Origin of the sequence: Micromonospora rhizosphaerae (assembly GCF_900091465.1) — a bacterium.
GTDB lineage: Bacteria > Actinomycetota > Actinomycetes > Mycobacteriales > Micromonosporaceae > Micromonospora > Micromonospora rhizosphaerae.
This window is the reverse complement of the sequence record NZ_FMHV01000002.1, coordinates 4,609,711-4,623,430: the sequence shown is the minus strand read 5'-3', so window position 1 is coordinate 4,623,430 and position 13,720 is coordinate 4,609,711. Positions and strand designations below refer to the sequence as shown.

The window sequence follows — 13,720 nt, the reverse complement described above, 5'->3', positions numbered from 1 at the left end:
ACTGATGACCATCGCACTCCGGCGGCGTCTGCTGGCCGAGTTCATCGGCACTGCCCTGCTCGTCACCGCCGTCGTGGGCTCCGGCATCATGGCCGCCACGCTCTCTCCCGGCGACGTCGGGCTCCAGTTGCTGGAGAACTCGGTCGCCACCGCTCTCGCCCTCGGCGCGCTGATCCTGATCTTCGGTCCGGTCTCCGGCGCCCACTTCAACCCCGTGGTGTCCGCAGCCGACTGGTTCCTCGGTCGCCGTGTCGGAACCGGACTGACCCTGCGCGAACTCGGCGGGTATGCCGTCGCCCAGGTCCTCGGGGCGATCGGTGGGTCGATCCTGGCGAACCTGATGTTCGACCTGTCCGCCGTGGCCTGGTCCAGCAAGGACCGGGCCGCCGGGCACCTCTGGCTCGGTGAGGTCGTCGCCACCACCGGCCTGATCCTGCTGATCTTCGCCCTCGCCCGCTCCGGCCGCGCCCTGGTCGCCCCCGCCGCCGTCGGCGCCTACATCGGGGCCGCGTACTGGTTCACCTCGTCGACCTCGTTCGCCAACCCCGCGGTGACCATCGGTCGGGCATTCACCGACACCTTCGCCGGCATCGCACCCGCCTCCGTCCCAGGGTTCGTCGTCGCCCAACTGGTCGGGCTGGCGGTCGGCGTCGGCCTGCTCGCCGCGCTCTACCCCGACGCCGGGCAGGCCGCCGACCAGGTCGTCGTCCCTGCGGAGGAACGCGACCCGGCACTGGACCAGCGCCCATGACCAACTGCGAGCCGGAGCATGGTGAGGCAGAGATGCGTTACCGCCGCCTGCTCAACCAGCCGCGTCCCGCCGGCCGATACCGGCTGCTCGACCGCAACAGCGACCCCGACCGGTCCCTGCCGGCACCCCGCGCCGAGGCGCACATGAACCGGCCCTACGAGCTGTACTCCAAGGAAGGCATCTGATGTCCAAGCCCAGCGTCCTGTTCGTCTGCGTGCACAACGCCGGCCGTTCCCAGATGGCCGCCGGCTGGCTGCGCCACCTCGGCGGCGACGCCGTCGAGGTCCGCTCCGCCGGCTCCGAGCCCGCCGAGCAGATCAACCCCATGGCCGTTGAGGCCATGCGCGAGGTCGGCATCGACATCACCGCCAACAAGCCGAAGATCCTCGACTACGCCACCGCCGAAGCCTCGGACGTGCTCATCACGATGGGCTGCGGCGACGTCTGCCCGGTCTTCCCCGGCAAGCGGTACGAGGACTGGAAACTCGACGACCCGGCCGGCCAGGGCCTGGACACGGTCCGTCGAATCCGTGACGAGATCCGCAGCCGGGTGGAGAACCTCCTCGCCGAGCTCACCCCCGCCGACTGACGCACCGTCCACCCCCCACGCCCGCCGCCCCCAGACCGGGTGGCGGGCGGACCGAGCGAGGAGCCCTCGTGCCCGACCCGCACCGCCTGATCATCATCGGCTCCGGACCCGCCGGATACACCGCCGCCCTCTACGCCGCCCGCGCCAACCTCGCGCCGCTGCTCATCGAGGGCAGCCAGTCCGGCGGCGCGCTGATGACCACGACTGAGGTGGAGAACTTTCCCGGCTTCGCCGACGGCATCACCGGCCCGGAGCTGATGGATAATCTCCGCAAGCAGGCCGACCGCTTCGGCGCCCAGTTCATCACCGACGACGTCACCCGCGTCGACCTCACCGGCCCCGGCCTGAAGACCGTGTACGTGGGCGAGCAGGCCTACCAGGCCCAAGCGATCATCCTCGCCACCGGGTCCGCCTGGCGGCCCCTCGGCGTCCCCGGCGAACAGGAACTCCTCGGCCACGGCGTCTCCTCCTGCGCCACCTGCGACGGATTCTTCTTCCGCAACCAGGACATCGCCGTCGTCGGCGGCGGCGACTCCGCCATGGAAGAAGCCACCTTCCTCACCCGCTTCGCCCGCAGCGTCACCATCGTGCACCGCCGCGACACCTTCCGCGCCAGCCGCATCATGGCTGACCGCGCCCTCACCAACCACAAGATCCGCGTCGTCTGGAACAGCGTCGTCGACGAGATCATCGGCAACGACGGGGCGGTCGCCGGAGCCCGCCTGCGCAACGTCCACACCGGCGAGACCAACGTCCTCGACGTCACCGGCGTTTTCGTCGCCATCGGCCACGACCCCCGCAGCGAACTATTCCGCGGCCAGATCGACCTCGACGACGATGGATACGTCCTCGTGCAGTCCCCCAGCACTCGCACCAACATCCCCGGCGTCTTCGCCGCCGGAGACCTCGTCGACCACACCTACCGACAAGCCATCACCGCCGCCGGCACCGGCTGCGCCGCCGCCCTCGACGCCGAGCGGTACCTCGCCGTCAACTCCTGAATCTCCGTCGGTCCTGCCGGTCTGAGGGCCGGCAGGACCGACGCGGTCAGCCCGGGGCGCCAAGGAGCGGTCCACCCGACCCGCTGGCTGGCTCTCGGGCTGCACGTCGATGGTGCGGCCCCATACGCTGTGAAGACGTCCCGGCTAGACGGGCGCTGCTGGAAGAAGCATCATGGCCCACATTTTGATCATCGGTGGCAGCGACGCCGGCATCAGCGCCGGCCTGCGCGCCCGGCAGGTCGACCCGTCCGTGGAGACCACCGTGGTCGCCGCTGATGCCTTCCCCAACTACTCGATCTGCGGCATCCCGTACCACATTTCGGGCGACGTGCCGGACTGGCGGGATCTGGCCCACCGCACACGCGACGACCTCGAACGCGCCGGGTTGCGGCTGCTCTTGGACACCCGCGCCCGGCACATCGATCCCACCTCCCGCACGGTCGCGGTGAGCGGACCGGACGGGCGTGAGGAGAACCTGCACTACGACCGACTGGTCATCGGAACCGGCGCAGTCCCGGTCCGCCCGCCGATCGCCGGCCTGCACGAGCTGGGGCCCGCGGACGGGGTACATCTGCTGCACACCATGAACGACACCCTCTCCCTTGCGGAGACGCTGCAGCAGGAACCGGAGTCCGCGCTGATCGTGGGAGCCGGCTACATCGGGCTGGAGATGGCCGAAGCCCTGCACGCCCGAGGCCTGCAGGTCACCATGGTCGAGCAGATCCCGCAGGTACTGGGCACCGTCGACCCGCAGCTCGCGACGCTGGTCGCCGACGAGCTGACACGCCAAGGCGTGCGCGTACTAACCGACACCACCGTCACCGGAGTGACACGCGAAGGCGGCCGGCTGAAGGTGACCGGCCACCGCACCGACCGGGCCGGCGACAAAGGCAGCTTCAGCCAGGTCACAGACCTGGTACTCGTCGTCGTCGGAGTCCGGCCCGACACCGCGCTCGCGCAGACCGCCGGCGTCCGGCTGGGAGTGCGCGGGGCGATTGCAGTGGACCGGCGGATGCGCACCGGCGTGCCGCACGTCTACGCCGCCGGAGACTGCGTGCACACCTACCACCGGCTCCTGGACACCAACACCTACCTGCCACTCGGCAGCACCTCGCACAAACAGGGCCGCGTGGCGGGAGAAAACGCCGCCGGAGGCGACCGGCAGTTCGCCGGCTCGCTGGGCACCCAGGCGGTCAAGGTCTTCGACCTCGTAGCCGCCCGCACCGGCCTGCGCGACGCCGACGCCCGCGAGCACGGACTCGACCCCGCCACGCACGTGGCCCGCGTCGACGACCACAAGGCCTACTACCCAGGCGCCAAACCGATCACGATCGCGATCACCGGCGACCAGCGCACCGGACGGCTGCTCGGCGCCCAGCTCATCGGCCACCGCGACACCGCGGTCGCCACCCGCGTGGACATCTACGCCGGCGCCCTGCACCACCGCATGACTGTCGACGCCCTCACTGACCTCGACCTGTCCTACACCCCGCCGCTGGGCAGCCCCTGGGACGCCGTGCAGATGGCCGCGCAGCTCTGGGTCAGCGCCCACGCCGCCGACCTCCCCTAACCAAATGGCAGCCCACGTATCCGCAACCGCAACGGTCAACGGCAGCTTTGACCCGGCGCCGCTGGTGACGGGTTCCTTCGCGCCAGCCGGAGTGCAGCAGGCGCTCTCGGAAGCCTTCTCGAGCTGCCCGGAGTCGGCCTTGGCGGTGTAGACCTCCCAAGGCTCGTTGCCGGGGCCGCGCAGTCCGCGCACCGGACGTTGGACCACCGACCGCCGGTGGCCGTCGAGATGGTGCCTGAGCCAGACTGGACCTTCCAGTGCAGGGGAAGGTCAAGGCCCGACGACCGGAGGCGATCGGATTTGCGAATTGGGGAACTGGCCGCGGCGACCGGCACCACCACCAAGACGCTGCGCTTCTACGAGGACAGCGGCCTGCTGCGCCCTGCAGGGCGCACCGCTACTGGGTACCGGGAATACACCGAGGAGGCGATCGCGCGGCTGGACTTCATCCGCCGCGGCCGTGCCGCCGGGCTGACCCTGGCCCAGATCCGCGACGTCCTCGCCGTCCGCGACCGCGGCCAGGCGCCCTGCCAGCACGTCGAGGACCTGCTCGCTGCCCGCCTACGCGACCTCGACGCCCAGATCGCCGACCTACGCGCGCTGCGGGACACCGTCGCAGAGCTGCACGCCGCGGCCAGCACTCCCGACCCCGGCAGCTGCCACCCCGAGCAGGTCTGCCGCTACCTGTAACCCACACGCTGCCGAAGGGGCTCGCCATGACCGCCGCCGCCGAAACCGTCCGAGAATCCGACCACGAACACTGCGGCTGCTGCGGCCGCCAACTTCCCAAGAGCGAGGTCGTCGAGCTGGGCAACACCCCGGGGGTGTTCATCTGCGTCGGCTGTGCGATCTGGGCCGCCCGCCGCGCCGGCCCGGCGGCGGCGCTACGCCAGCTGCGGTTCACTCCGCTGGGGACACTGGTGCGGAGGCTCGCCGGTAGCAGCACCGGCGCTGGGCCGCGGGCCGCCATCCCGATCCTGCCCAGCACCGACCTGGACCGCACCGCGGCGTTCTACGTCGCGGCCGGGTTCACCGAAACGGGCCGCCACCAGGGCTACCTGCTGATGCACAACAACGACGTGGAACTGCACTTCTCCCTTGAACCGACCGATCCGGCACCCGGCCAGTGCTTCATCCACGTCACAGACGCGCTAAAGCTGTGGAAGCAGCTGCGCCACCACGCCACCGCAGGGGTAGGCCCGATTGCCGACCAGGACTACGGGCTGCGCGAGTTCGTCCTGACCGACCCCGACGGCAACCGGGTCCGGTTCGGCAGCCCTGCCCGCTGAGGGCGGGCGACAGTCGACCTCAGGCGAGCAGCGGTTCGAAGATGTCGCGGCCCAGCGTGATGGCCTGGTCCTGGTCGAGGACGGTGGCGGCCAGGCCGGGACGGGCGGTGATCCACGCCTGGGCGGTGGAGGCGTCAGCGAAGAAGTTGATGGTCGAGCAGCAGGTGTCGACGGAGCGGCCGGTCGCTCCGGTGGCCGCGTACACGATCACCATTTCCGCCGGCTCGTACGTGGCGGCACCGTTGGTGATGGTCACGCGGACCGGTTGGCCGGTGTGCGGGTCGGCGGAGGTGATCACCGCGTCGGTGCCGAGCATGAACGGCATGCCCAACGCGTCGATGGCGCACATCGCGAACACCTCGACGTCGCCGAGGGACACCACGTGCGGCGTTGGCGTTGGCGAGAACGGGTAGGCCGCGACCAGACGCCCGGCGCTGTCGACGGCGACAAGATCTTCCCGAGCGAGTTCCCGCAGCGCGTTCGCTGTGTCCGCCCCGTTGACGGCAGCGCGGATGTCGGCGTCGCTGGGGGCGGTGCCGGTGGCGGCGAAGTGACGCAGGATCGCCCGGTGCACCTGCCGCAGCCTGTCGGGCAGTTGCTCGGCGCGGCGGGGCCGGTCGGTCCGGATAGCGTCGCCCGGCGGGGTGCAGCAGTCCGCCGGGCTCGGTTCCGTCGCGGCGGTAGCGGTCTCGGCGCCCATCGCCTGGCGCAGGGCAGCGCGGATGCGCTCCTCGGTGGGGAGATCCAGGCGGCACGCCGCCGACCCGTCCCCGCTGCCGCCCATCACGTCCACGCCGTTGACCAGGATCGACGGCGACGGATAGTCCCCCACGACCTCGGTGACCACCGCATGCGGCAGCGGCCGGCCATGATGTCGACGTCGGCGATGGCGCCGGTCATCCAGCTCGACTCGTCCGACAGCAGGAACGACACCGCGTTCGTGATGTCCTCCGGGCTGCCGGGAGCTGGTTACGCCGGGTGCCCACCCTGGCAGCGGACCAGTCCGATGACGTCTTCCGGTACGAGTCGCTCGACCTGGCCACGCGGTTGACGCTGATCCACAAGGAGGGCAGGACCGCTCGCTGTCCCCGCGTCCTTACGGACGAACGCGCATGATCGTCTTCCCCTTGATCCGCTCGGTCGGTTGAAGGCGGCGACGGCGTCGTCGAGGGTCGAGACGTTGCCGATGATTGTCCGCAGTCGTCCGTCCCGCACCCGCCGGACGATCTCACCCAGTTGGACGCGATCGGGCACGACGACGAAGTCGATCGCCAGGGAAGGCTTCGTCGTACTCGCTGAACGCCTTCGGGATGAAGAAATCTGCGGCGTTGACGAGCAGGGTCGCGTCGGCGTGCTCGGCGACGAGTTGCTTTCGGACCTCGGGCACCTGGTCGCGGTCGGTCAGCTCGGCTGTGATGCCCCATGCCTTTCCGTTCTGCGACAAGGCTTCGACCGCGGCCCCGACCTTGTCCTGGTCTCGGCCCGTGATCACGGCGGTGCCGCCCGCGGCGACGACTTGGTGGGCCGTGGCGAGGCCCATGCCGCTGCTGCCGCCGACGACCACGACCTTACGGCCCTCGAAACTCTCACTCATGACAGTTGTTCCTCCCCCACCGAGTCGCGATTTGTGTCGGCAGCACCCGGTTCCCCGGGAGTGGCGCGACGTCCGTAGAACTCGGCGCCGGTGGGCAAGTCGAACAGTTCGTCGCTTAGCGGACGCACCCGGTCGGACGCCCCGAACCTAGCCGTAGTAGAACTGGTCGGTCAAGTCCACTCCTGGGGTCAAGCGGATGCTACTGTGGCGGCAACTTACCCCAGAGCACCCACCGTAACGACGGCACCCAGCCGGCCACTTCCGGACATCTTTTCCGGACTCGATGGTCCACGGAAGGTAGGGGGTTGCGGGAATACAACCGGCCCGTAGGGTGTCTGTATATTTGCGCGTTCAGGTGCGTTTCACCTGGTTCCCCAGCTTCTCGGCGAAAGGCCGGGTAGGGAGAGCTGTGCCCCAGCAGACCCAGTATCACAAGAACCGGGAAGCCGTTTCGCGGCTCGACCCGGAGCAGTACCGCGTGACCCAGCAGGACGGCACCGAGCGCCCGTTCGCCAACGCCTACTGGGACAACCACGAGCCCGGCATCTACGTCGACGTCGTGTCCGGCGAGCCGCTGTTCGCATCGGTCGACAAGTACGACAGCAACTCCGGCTGGCCGAGCTTCACGAAGCCGATCGCCAAGACGAACGTCGTCGAGCGCGAAGACTCCAGCCACGGGATGATCCGGACTGAGGCCCGCTCGCTGCACGGGGACAGCCACCTCGGCCATGTCTTCAACGACGGTCCCCCCGACAAGGGTGGACTGCGCTACTGCATCAACTCCGCGTCGTTGCGGTTCATCCACCTCGACGACCTGGACAACGCAGGGTACGGCGAATACCGCACCCTGTTCACGAGTGACACCAACACTGACACCGACGACAAGTAAGGAGACGACGTGACCACCGAAAAGGCGATCCTCGCCGGCGGCTGCTTCTGGGGCATGGAGGAGCTGTTCCGCCGCCAGCCCGGCGTCGTGTCCACGCGCGTCGGCTACAGCGGCGGCGACGTCCCGAACGCCACCTACCGCAACCACGGCACCCACGCGGAGTCCATCGAGGTCGTCTACGACACCGAGAAGACCGACTTCCGCGCGCTGCTCGAGTTCTTCTTCCAGATCCACGACCCCTCGACGAAGAACCGCCAGGGCAACGACATCGGCACCAGCTACCGCTCGGCGATCTTCTACACCAGCGACGAGCAGAAGCGGGTCGCCGAGGACACGATCGCCGACGTCGACGCCTCGGGCCTGTGGCCCGGTAAGGTCGTCACCGAGGTCACCCCGGCAGGCGACTTCTGGGAGGCTGAGCCCGAGCACCAGAACTACCTGCAGACCTACCCCAACGGCTACACCTGCCACTTCCCCCGCCCCGGGTGGAAGCTCCCGAAGCGGGCGACGGCCTGACACCTCCGGCGCGCGGACCCCGGGTCCGCGCGCCGGCCCGGGCCGAGGTGGTCGGCCTGGACGAGGAGTCAGCCGGATGGGGCATAGATCAAGACTGCTGTCGGCCGTCGTCGGTCACTGCCGCTGACCTGCTCGTTGCGTAGCCTGACGCCGCCCTCGGACCATGCCCGTCGGCTGGCTTGGCTGTGCGAATGGCTGTACAGCCACCTTCTGGTCCGAAACTCCGGGGCGCGCTGCTCGCGTCATTGCGGTCGAGATTAATGGGTGGGCAGCCGTACGGCGCTACTAGCAACGTAGGTGGGCTCCACAAAGTGGCGGGGCATCGACGCGGCAAACCTTCCATCCGCCGTCGATGCCCCGCTCTTGCTTGGGCGGCGGTCAGCCGGGCGGCGACGGGACCTGCGGTGGCTTGCCCGCGGCGCTGCGCCAGTCCAGCACGGCGATGAGCAGCAGCACTGCGGCGGCGGCGGTGGTCGCGGTGGCCAGCGGCGACACCCGCCCCATCAGCGGGGACGCCGCGGCCAGCAGGGCGATGCCGACGATCCTGCGCCGCGAGACCCGGGCGAACACCAGATGCTCCAGGCGGGCCCGGCCGACGAGGAACAGTGCCGGCCCGCCCAGGATTGTCGCCAGCCACGATGGGTGTGTCACCTGGGTGTGGCTGTGCTGCACGATCTCGTGGCCGATTGCGGTGGTGACGATGCCCAGCACCATCACCGCATGCGCGAACGCGGCAGGCGACCCCCCCCCCGGCGGGATCGCCTGCCGCGTCGAGGGCCTTGGGCAGCAGCTCACCGGCCTTTTGGAAGTACACCCGCCACAGCAGCGTCGTGGTGGCGAAAGCGATCACCAGGCCAGCAGTCTCGTGGAGGCCGTGCGGGTGGGTGCTATAGCTGATCCCGACGGCGAGGATGCTCTCACCGAGGGCGATCATCAACAGCTGTTGGTTCCGGTTCGCCAGGTAGTGCCCGGCGACCTGCCAGATGGCATTCCGATGCCGACCCAGCCCGGGCAGCGGCCAGCCCAACCTCGCCGATCCCAGATCCACCACCGCCGCAACCGCCCACCACACCAGCTGGGCGGCGCCGACGGCCACCCCGCCGACTACCCAAAACACCCCGGCCAGGCATAACCACGCCGTTACCCGCCAGTACAACCGGCGCAACCGGTGCGACCGCAGACCCAGCGAGATCACGGCCGGGCGCGCCACCCGTTTCCCTCTTGTTGTTTCATGGCCGCAGCCAGGATCAGCTGCGGGTGATGCGTGTGACGTGCAGACGCATGTCAACGAGCGTTGACACACGCTGACCTCCGGCGCGCCGCTCACGACGCATCGCCGAGCAACTCCTCAGCGGCTTGCCACAGCAAGGACCAAGTGGTCCAGGAAAAGCCTCGCCCCATCGATGATCTTGCGGACATAGCACCCGTTCAATCAAGCTGGCGGCGCATGCGTTCGTCCTTCACCATCACGCGAATGCGACATAACGCCGGATGGACTCCAAGGTCCCATCATCCATGGATTATCTGACGAGCCGCTGGATACACTTGACCGATGAGCGACGAGCAGGTGGCTGCGCCGTCGAAGCAGCGGAGGATCAGTCAACGGGGCATCGCGACGCGAGAGCGGATCCTCGAGGCGGCGAACCGGCTGATGTTCGTGCGCGGAGTGAACGCGACGACCCTTGACGACGTCCGCGAGGCAAGCCAGACGAGCAAGTCTCAGCTTTACCACCACTTCGCCGACAAGCAGGACCTCGTGCGCGCGTTGGTCAAATATCGAGGCGCGCTTGTGCTTCAGCGCGAGCGCGGAGGGCTCGAACGACTGAGATCGTTCTCAGGGCTGGTCCGGTGGCGTAACGCGCTGGTCCAGGCCAACTCGCTGAACAACGGCAAATACGGGTGCGGCCTCGGGTCGATGGCTGTCGAGCTGTCTGATCAAGATGAGCAGGCTCGATCGATGCTGTCGGAGACGTTTGCGGCATGGGGAAAGCTGATCAGTGACGGTCTGCACCGGATGCGGGACAGCGGTGCACTGCGCCAGGACGCCGACCCGGAGAAGTTGGCCACGGGGTTGATGGCAGCTTTGCAAGGCGGCTACTTGCTGGCGAACGCCGCGCACAACGTCGCACCCATGGAAGTTGCTCTGGACATGGCGCTGGAACACATCAAATCGTTCCTCTTGGAGCCGTCCGGCGAGCCGACCCGTTAATTGAGCCCCTTTCATCGTGATCAGGCTGGTCACGGCGGGTGCGAGCAGCCCGGAGATCGATGACGGCGAGGCTCCAGGTAAGACAGCAGTCGAACCAAGATCCGATGCCCCGACCAGGAGCCTCGCCGTGCTGTCTCACCCCGCCACGATCCCGCTGTCCAGCCGAACCCTGAATCACCTCGCCGAATGCCTCCGTAACCACCGCCAGCAGCGTCGATCCCGGTGGCGGCGCCTGAACCCGGCCGGCAAGCCCTACTCACCCTCGCCCATCTGCGCAACGGCGACACCTACGCCCGCCTCGCAGCCGGGTTCAGCATCGGCGTCGCTACCGCCTGGCGCTACGTCCGCGAAGCTGTCGCTCTACTCGCCGCAGCCGCTGACGACCTGGCCGCCGCCATGGCATCCAAAGGCTGGCGTACGCGATCCTCGACGGCACGCTGATCCCGATCGACCGGTTCGCCGACCAGAAGCCCTACTACTCCGGCAAACACAAGCGGCACGGCGTGAACGTGCAAGTCATCGCCGACGCAGCCGGCCGGCTGATCTGAGCATCGACCGCGCTGCCCGGCGCCGCCCACGACCTCAGCGCCGCCCGCGCTCACGGCATCATCGACTCGCTGACCAGCGCCGACGTGATGACCTTCGCGGACAAGGGCTACCAATGGCAGGGAGTGGCCTGCGTTGACCTGGCTTGACCGGGCCCGCCAGGCCGGACGACGACCACACTGACCACGATCGACAAGGCCGTGCCAGCCGGCCTGGACGTGCACCTGATCTGCGACAACTACGGCACCCACAAGACCCCCGCCATCAAGGCGTGGCTCGCCAAGCATCCGCGTTTCCACCTGCACTTCACCCCGACTGGCTCGTCCTGGATCAACCAGGTCGAGCGGTGGTTCGGATACCTCACCGACCAGGTCATCCGCCGAGGAGTACACAAGTCGATCCAGGCACTGGAGGCCGACATCCGCGCCTGGATCAAGGACTGGAACCACAACCCGAAGCCGTTCGTATGGGCCAAGACCGCCGAGGAAATCCTCGACTCCCTCGCGCGATATTGCAGGCGGATTTCCGACGCACCGCACTAGGCCACCGCGCGACAACGTCGTGAGGCCGCGATAGGGCTCGTCCGAGGGGTCTCCGGCGCTCGGCCCGGTAGTCTCAGCCACCGGCCGTCGCCCGCGCCGACTCGGCAGCAGCATGATCGGAGTAGCCGGGGTGTCGGGCGTCGATCAGATCGACATAGGTGGTCGTTCGCGAGAGGTAGTCGACCACAAAGGGGCAGATTGCGGTGATCGTGCCCTCGCGGGCGCGGATCTCGTCGAGTACTCGCCGCACCATCGCGCCCGCCACGCCCTGGTGTTGATGACTCGACTCGACTTCGGTGTGCCGGAGGGCGTACCGGTTGGGCTTCAGGTGGGTGTAGTAGAGCCAGCCGACTAGCTCGCTGTCGCGGTAGAGCTCAAAGCGGCCATGATCGAGGCTGTCGATCAGCTCCTCGGCTACCAGTGGCTGTCCTTCACTGCTCATCGGCTCACCCTTCCAACGTGTAGTTACGCCGCGCGATCAGACAGGCCCCGTTTCGGACCTTGAAGTCCAAGTATGGCATTGGACTGCCCGCCATGCACCGCTCGAGTGCCGCACCTTGGACTAGGTGGTCCGTCCGTGGGCTTGGCAAGAACTGCTCGAAGCCACCGACCGAAGACGAACGAGGCGAGAAGAGAACATGGAGCGATCACCGGCGACCGTTGAGGTGCGCAAGGACGAGACCACCCGCCTCTACGAGGCGCTGATCGATGGCCGGGTCGTCGGTAACCTGGCTTACGAGACTACCGGCGGGCGGGTCTCGCTCACGCACTCTTACGTGGACGAAGACCAACGGCATCGCGGCATCGCGAGCTTCCGATCCAGTCGAGCTCGTCGGTTGTCCAGTTGGTCATCAGGTGTTCCTATCGATCACTTTGATTAACTCACCATGTTGGCTGTTCCTGGTCGTGCCGGTGTACGGGTTGCGTGCAGCGAGGACAGTGAACAGGGTGGCGACGATGGCAAGTCCGCCGTATCCGAGGGCGATCTGCGGTAGCGAGAAGGTGTTCGAGAGTTCCCCGGAGATGAGGCTGGGGAAGGCGGCGCCGCTGTAGCAGAGGAGGTAGATCGCGCTGAAGATCGGTGCCCGGTCGGCCAGGGTGCTGTCGTGCAGCAGGCCGCGGGTGGCGACGCTGATGGCGATACCTTGACCGGAGCCGGCGACGATGGTTGCGGCAATGAACAACGCCAGTGTGCCGATGGCGATCGCTGTGATGATGCCGATCCATCCGGTCAGGAAGATGATCATGCCGATGCGTTGGGCCGCCGCGGATGTGAACCGGCCGCCGAGGGGAGCGCCGAGAACGCTGGGGGCCATGTAGGCGGCGAACACCAGTCCGAGGATGAGCGGGCTGTGGGTGTGGAGCTGATCTTCGACCAGCGCGGGCATGAAGGCCTGGTAGAAAGCCCCGGTCGCCCAGGTGGCCAGGAACACCGCTGCCGCGACAGGGAGCAGATGCCTGACCCGGGCCGGTACGCGGACCCGGGGTAGCAGTGATCGCCAAGCGCCCGGCGTCGGCTCTGCGGTTTCCGGGCTGATCACGATGAGTGCGGCAGATAGTACGAGGAGACCGGCGCAAACCAGGTAGATGAGGTCGCGTGGCCAGGGGCCGAACTGGACCAGGGCGCCGGAGGCGATGGCGCCGAGGGTGAGGCCGAGCATGGGTCCCTGGCTGGAGGCGACGGAGGCCAACCATTCCGGCCTGGTGGGTGCGGTGTCGACGATGTAGGAGGTGAGGCTGCTGCTGGCCAACCCGGTACCGACGCCCATCAGTAGTCGACCGGCCAGCAGGGTGCCGATGTCGTGCACGTTCAGCAGCAGCAGGCAGCCCAGCAGGAGCAGGCCGAGGCTGGCGATCGCGGTGAGCCGTCGGCCCAGATGATTGGACAGTCGCCCCAGCACCAACAGTGCGGCGATAGTGCCGACGGAGTTGGCGACGACGGCCATCGAGATGCCGGCGTTGGTGAACCCGTCCTCGGCCCGGTAGATGTTGAACAGGGGGATCGGCGCGGCCGACGCGGCAAACGAGGCCACCAGGGAGACCACCGCGGATAAGAATGCCAGCCGAAGCGTTCTCCCCCGGCGAGCCTGGTTGATCGCTGGTGCCAGGTTTTGCATCGATATGTGTCTTTCTCTTGTTCTGAACCGCCCCGGAGTTCTGGAGGCGTCGGGTGGGTGCGCACCAGACACTTGACCAGTCCGCTGAGGTGTTCCCTACGAGTCGT

Annotated in this window: 15 protein-coding genes and 4 pseudogenes; 12 read left to right on the top strand and 7 right to left on the bottom strand. The window is 68.1% G+C overall.

Going from position 1 to position 13,720, the window contains the following annotated elements:
- Positions 1-4: 4 nt before the first annotated feature.
- The 5 genes from GA0070624_RS21695 to GA0070624_RS21675 all read left to right on the top strand — a co-directional run bounded on the left by GA0070624_RS21695 (position 5) and on the right by GA0070624_RS21675 (position 3,911).
- The gene (locus tag GA0070624_RS21695) at positions 5-751 is read left to right on the top strand and encodes an aquaporin (RefSeq protein ID WP_091343901.1); all 747 of its coding nucleotides are present in this window, start codon (positions 5-7) and stop codon (positions 749-751) included.
- A gap of 32 nt (positions 752-783) precedes the next feature.
- Positions 784-936 (top strand): hypothetical protein, encoded by a 153-nt coding sequence (locus GA0070624_RS21690; RefSeq protein ID WP_176731812.1) that lies wholly within the window; start codon positions 784-786, stop codon positions 934-936.
- Complete coding sequence (locus GA0070624_RS21685) at positions 933-1,340, top strand: arsenate reductase ArsC (protein WP_091343898.1); 408 nt, start codon at positions 933-935, stop codon at positions 1,338-1,340. Before GA0070624_RS21690 ends, GA0070624_RS21685 begins: the two co-directional genes overlap by 4 nt.
- Before the next feature lie 68 nt (positions 1,341-1,408).
- Positions 1,409-2,341, top strand: a complete 933-nt coding sequence (trxB, locus tag GA0070624_RS21680; RefSeq protein WP_091343896.1) for a thioredoxin-disulfide reductase — start codon at positions 1,409-1,411, stop codon at positions 2,339-2,341.
- A gap of 172 nt (positions 2,342-2,513) precedes the next feature.
- Complete coding sequence (locus GA0070624_RS21675; protein WP_091343895.1) at positions 2,514-3,911, top strand: FAD-dependent oxidoreductase; 1,398 nt, start codon at positions 2,514-2,516, stop codon at positions 3,909-3,911.
- A 54-nt stretch (positions 3,912-3,965) separates the two neighbouring features.
- Here GA0070624_RS21675 and GA0070624_RS35935 read toward each other — a convergent pair.
- Positions 3,966-4,094: pseudogene (locus GA0070624_RS35935) on the bottom strand (glyoxalase/bleomycin resistance/dioxygenase family protein); the annotation flags it as partial.
- 117 nt (positions 4,095-4,211) lie between these two features.
- On the opposite strand from GA0070624_RS35935, the gene GA0070624_RS21665 reads away from it, so the two are divergent.
- Together GA0070624_RS21665 and GA0070624_RS21660 are read left to right on the top strand one after the other, a co-directional pair.
- On the top strand, positions 4,212-4,601 hold the full coding sequence (locus GA0070624_RS21665; RefSeq protein ID WP_091343893.1) for a heavy metal-responsive transcriptional regulator: 390 nt from the start codon (positions 4,212-4,214) through the stop codon (positions 4,599-4,601).
- Between the two features lie 26 nt (positions 4,602-4,627).
- Positions 4,628-5,200: a bleomycin resistance protein gene (locus tag GA0070624_RS21660; RefSeq protein ID WP_091343892.1), complete on the top strand. Its 573-nt coding sequence runs from the start codon at positions 4,628-4,630 to the stop codon at positions 5,198-5,200.
- A 19-nt stretch (positions 5,201-5,219) separates the two neighbouring features.
- Here GA0070624_RS21660 and GA0070624_RS21655 read toward each other — a convergent pair whose 3' ends face one another.
- Together GA0070624_RS21655 and GA0070624_RS21645 are read right to left on the bottom strand one after the other, a co-directional pair.
- Positions 5,220-6,047 carry an alkylmercury lyase family protein gene (locus tag GA0070624_RS21655; RefSeq protein WP_141715122.1) on the bottom strand — a complete coding sequence of 276 codons (828 nt, stop codon included), beginning with the start codon at positions 6,045-6,047 and terminating at the stop codon, positions 5,220-5,222.
- A gap of 381 nt (positions 6,048-6,428) precedes the next feature.
- Positions 6,429-6,794 carry an SDR family NAD(P)-dependent oxidoreductase gene (locus GA0070624_RS21645; protein ID WP_091343888.1) on the bottom strand — a complete coding sequence of 122 codons (366 nt, stop codon included), beginning with the start codon at positions 6,792-6,794 and terminating at the stop codon, positions 6,429-6,431.
- Between the two features lie 409 nt (positions 6,795-7,203).
- On the opposite strand from GA0070624_RS21645, the gene msrB reads away from it, so the two are divergent.
- On the top strand, positions 7,204-7,683 hold the full coding sequence (gene msrB, locus GA0070624_RS21640) for a peptide-methionine (R)-S-oxide reductase MsrB (RefSeq protein ID WP_091343886.1): 480 nt from the start codon (positions 7,204-7,206) through the stop codon (positions 7,681-7,683).
- Positions 7,684-7,692: 9 nt separating this feature from the next.
- Complete coding sequence (msrA, locus tag GA0070624_RS21635; protein WP_091343884.1) at positions 7,693-8,199, top strand: peptide-methionine (S)-S-oxide reductase MsrA; 507 nt, start codon at positions 7,693-7,695, stop codon at positions 8,197-8,199.
- 378 nt (positions 8,200-8,577) lie between these two features.
- Here msrA and GA0070624_RS36480 read toward each other — a convergent pair whose 3' ends face one another.
- On the bottom strand, positions 8,578-8,913 hold the full coding sequence (locus tag GA0070624_RS36480) for a low temperature requirement protein A (RefSeq protein ID WP_091343883.1): 336 nt from the start codon (positions 8,911-8,913) through the stop codon (positions 8,578-8,580).
- A gap of 124 nt (positions 8,914-9,037) precedes the next feature.
- Positions 9,038-9,394, bottom strand: a pseudogene (locus GA0070624_RS36930) (low temperature requirement protein A); the annotation flags it as partial.
- 357 nt (positions 9,395-9,751) lie between these two features.
- Between GA0070624_RS36930 and GA0070624_RS21620 the strand changes: the two are divergent.
- The 3 genes and pseudogenes from GA0070624_RS21620 to GA0070624_RS21610 all read left to right on the top strand — a co-directional run.
- Positions 9,752-10,408, top strand: coding sequence for a TetR/AcrR family transcriptional regulator (locus GA0070624_RS21620; protein WP_091343880.1), 657 nt, complete (start codon positions 9,752-9,754; stop codon positions 10,406-10,408).
- Between the two features lie 127 nt (positions 10,409-10,535).
- Positions 10,536-11,079: pseudogene (locus tag GA0070624_RS21615) on the top strand (transposase family protein); the annotation flags it as partial.
- 54 nt (positions 11,080-11,133) lie between these two features.
- Positions 11,134-11,496, top strand: a pseudogene (locus GA0070624_RS21610) (transposase); the annotation flags it as partial.
- A gap of 73 nt (positions 11,497-11,569) precedes the next feature.
- Here GA0070624_RS21610 and GA0070624_RS21605 read toward each other — a convergent pair.
- Together GA0070624_RS21605 and GA0070624_RS21600 are read right to left on the bottom strand one after the other, a co-directional pair.
- Complete coding sequence (locus GA0070624_RS21605) at positions 11,570-11,938, bottom strand: GNAT family N-acetyltransferase (protein WP_091343878.1); 369 nt, start codon at positions 11,936-11,938, stop codon at positions 11,570-11,572.
- 409 nt (positions 11,939-12,347) lie between these two features.
- Positions 12,348-13,685, bottom strand: a complete 1,338-nt coding sequence (locus GA0070624_RS21600; protein WP_245718921.1) for an MFS transporter — start codon at positions 13,683-13,685, stop codon at positions 12,348-12,350.
- Positions 13,686-13,720 lie beyond the last annotated feature (35 nt).

Bases quoted from the DNA above. Each gene is read 5' to 3' on its own strand.
- GA0070624_RS21695 (WP_091343901.1), top strand. From the start codon at position 5: ATGACCATCGCACTCCGGCGGCGTCTGCTGGCCGAGTTCATCGGCACT.
- GA0070624_RS21690 (WP_176731812.1), top strand. From the start codon at position 784: ATGCGTTACCGCCGCCTGCTCAACCAGCCGCGTCCCGCCGGCCGATAC.
- GA0070624_RS21675 (WP_091343895.1), top strand. From the start codon at position 2,514: ATGGCCCACATTTTGATCATCGGTGGCAGCGACGCCGGCATCAGCGCC.
- GA0070624_RS21660 (WP_091343892.1), top strand. From the start codon at position 4,628: ATGACCGCCGCCGCCGAAACCGTCCGAGAATCCGACCACGAACACTGC.
- GA0070624_RS21645 (WP_091343888.1), bottom strand. From the start codon at position 6,794: ATGAGTGAGAGTTTCGAGGGCCGTAAGGTCGTGGTCGTCGGCGGCAGC.
- GA0070624_RS36480 (WP_091343883.1), bottom strand. From the start codon at position 8,913: ATGGTGCTGGGCATCGTCACCACCGCAATCGGCCACGAGATCGTGCAG.
- GA0070624_RS21620 (WP_091343880.1), top strand. From the start codon at position 9,752: ATGAGCGACGAGCAGGTGGCTGCGCCGTCGAAGCAGCGGAGGATCAGT.
- GA0070624_RS21605 (WP_091343878.1), bottom strand. From the start codon at position 11,938: ATGAGCAGTGAAGGACAGCCACTGGTAGCCGAGGAGCTGATCGACAGC.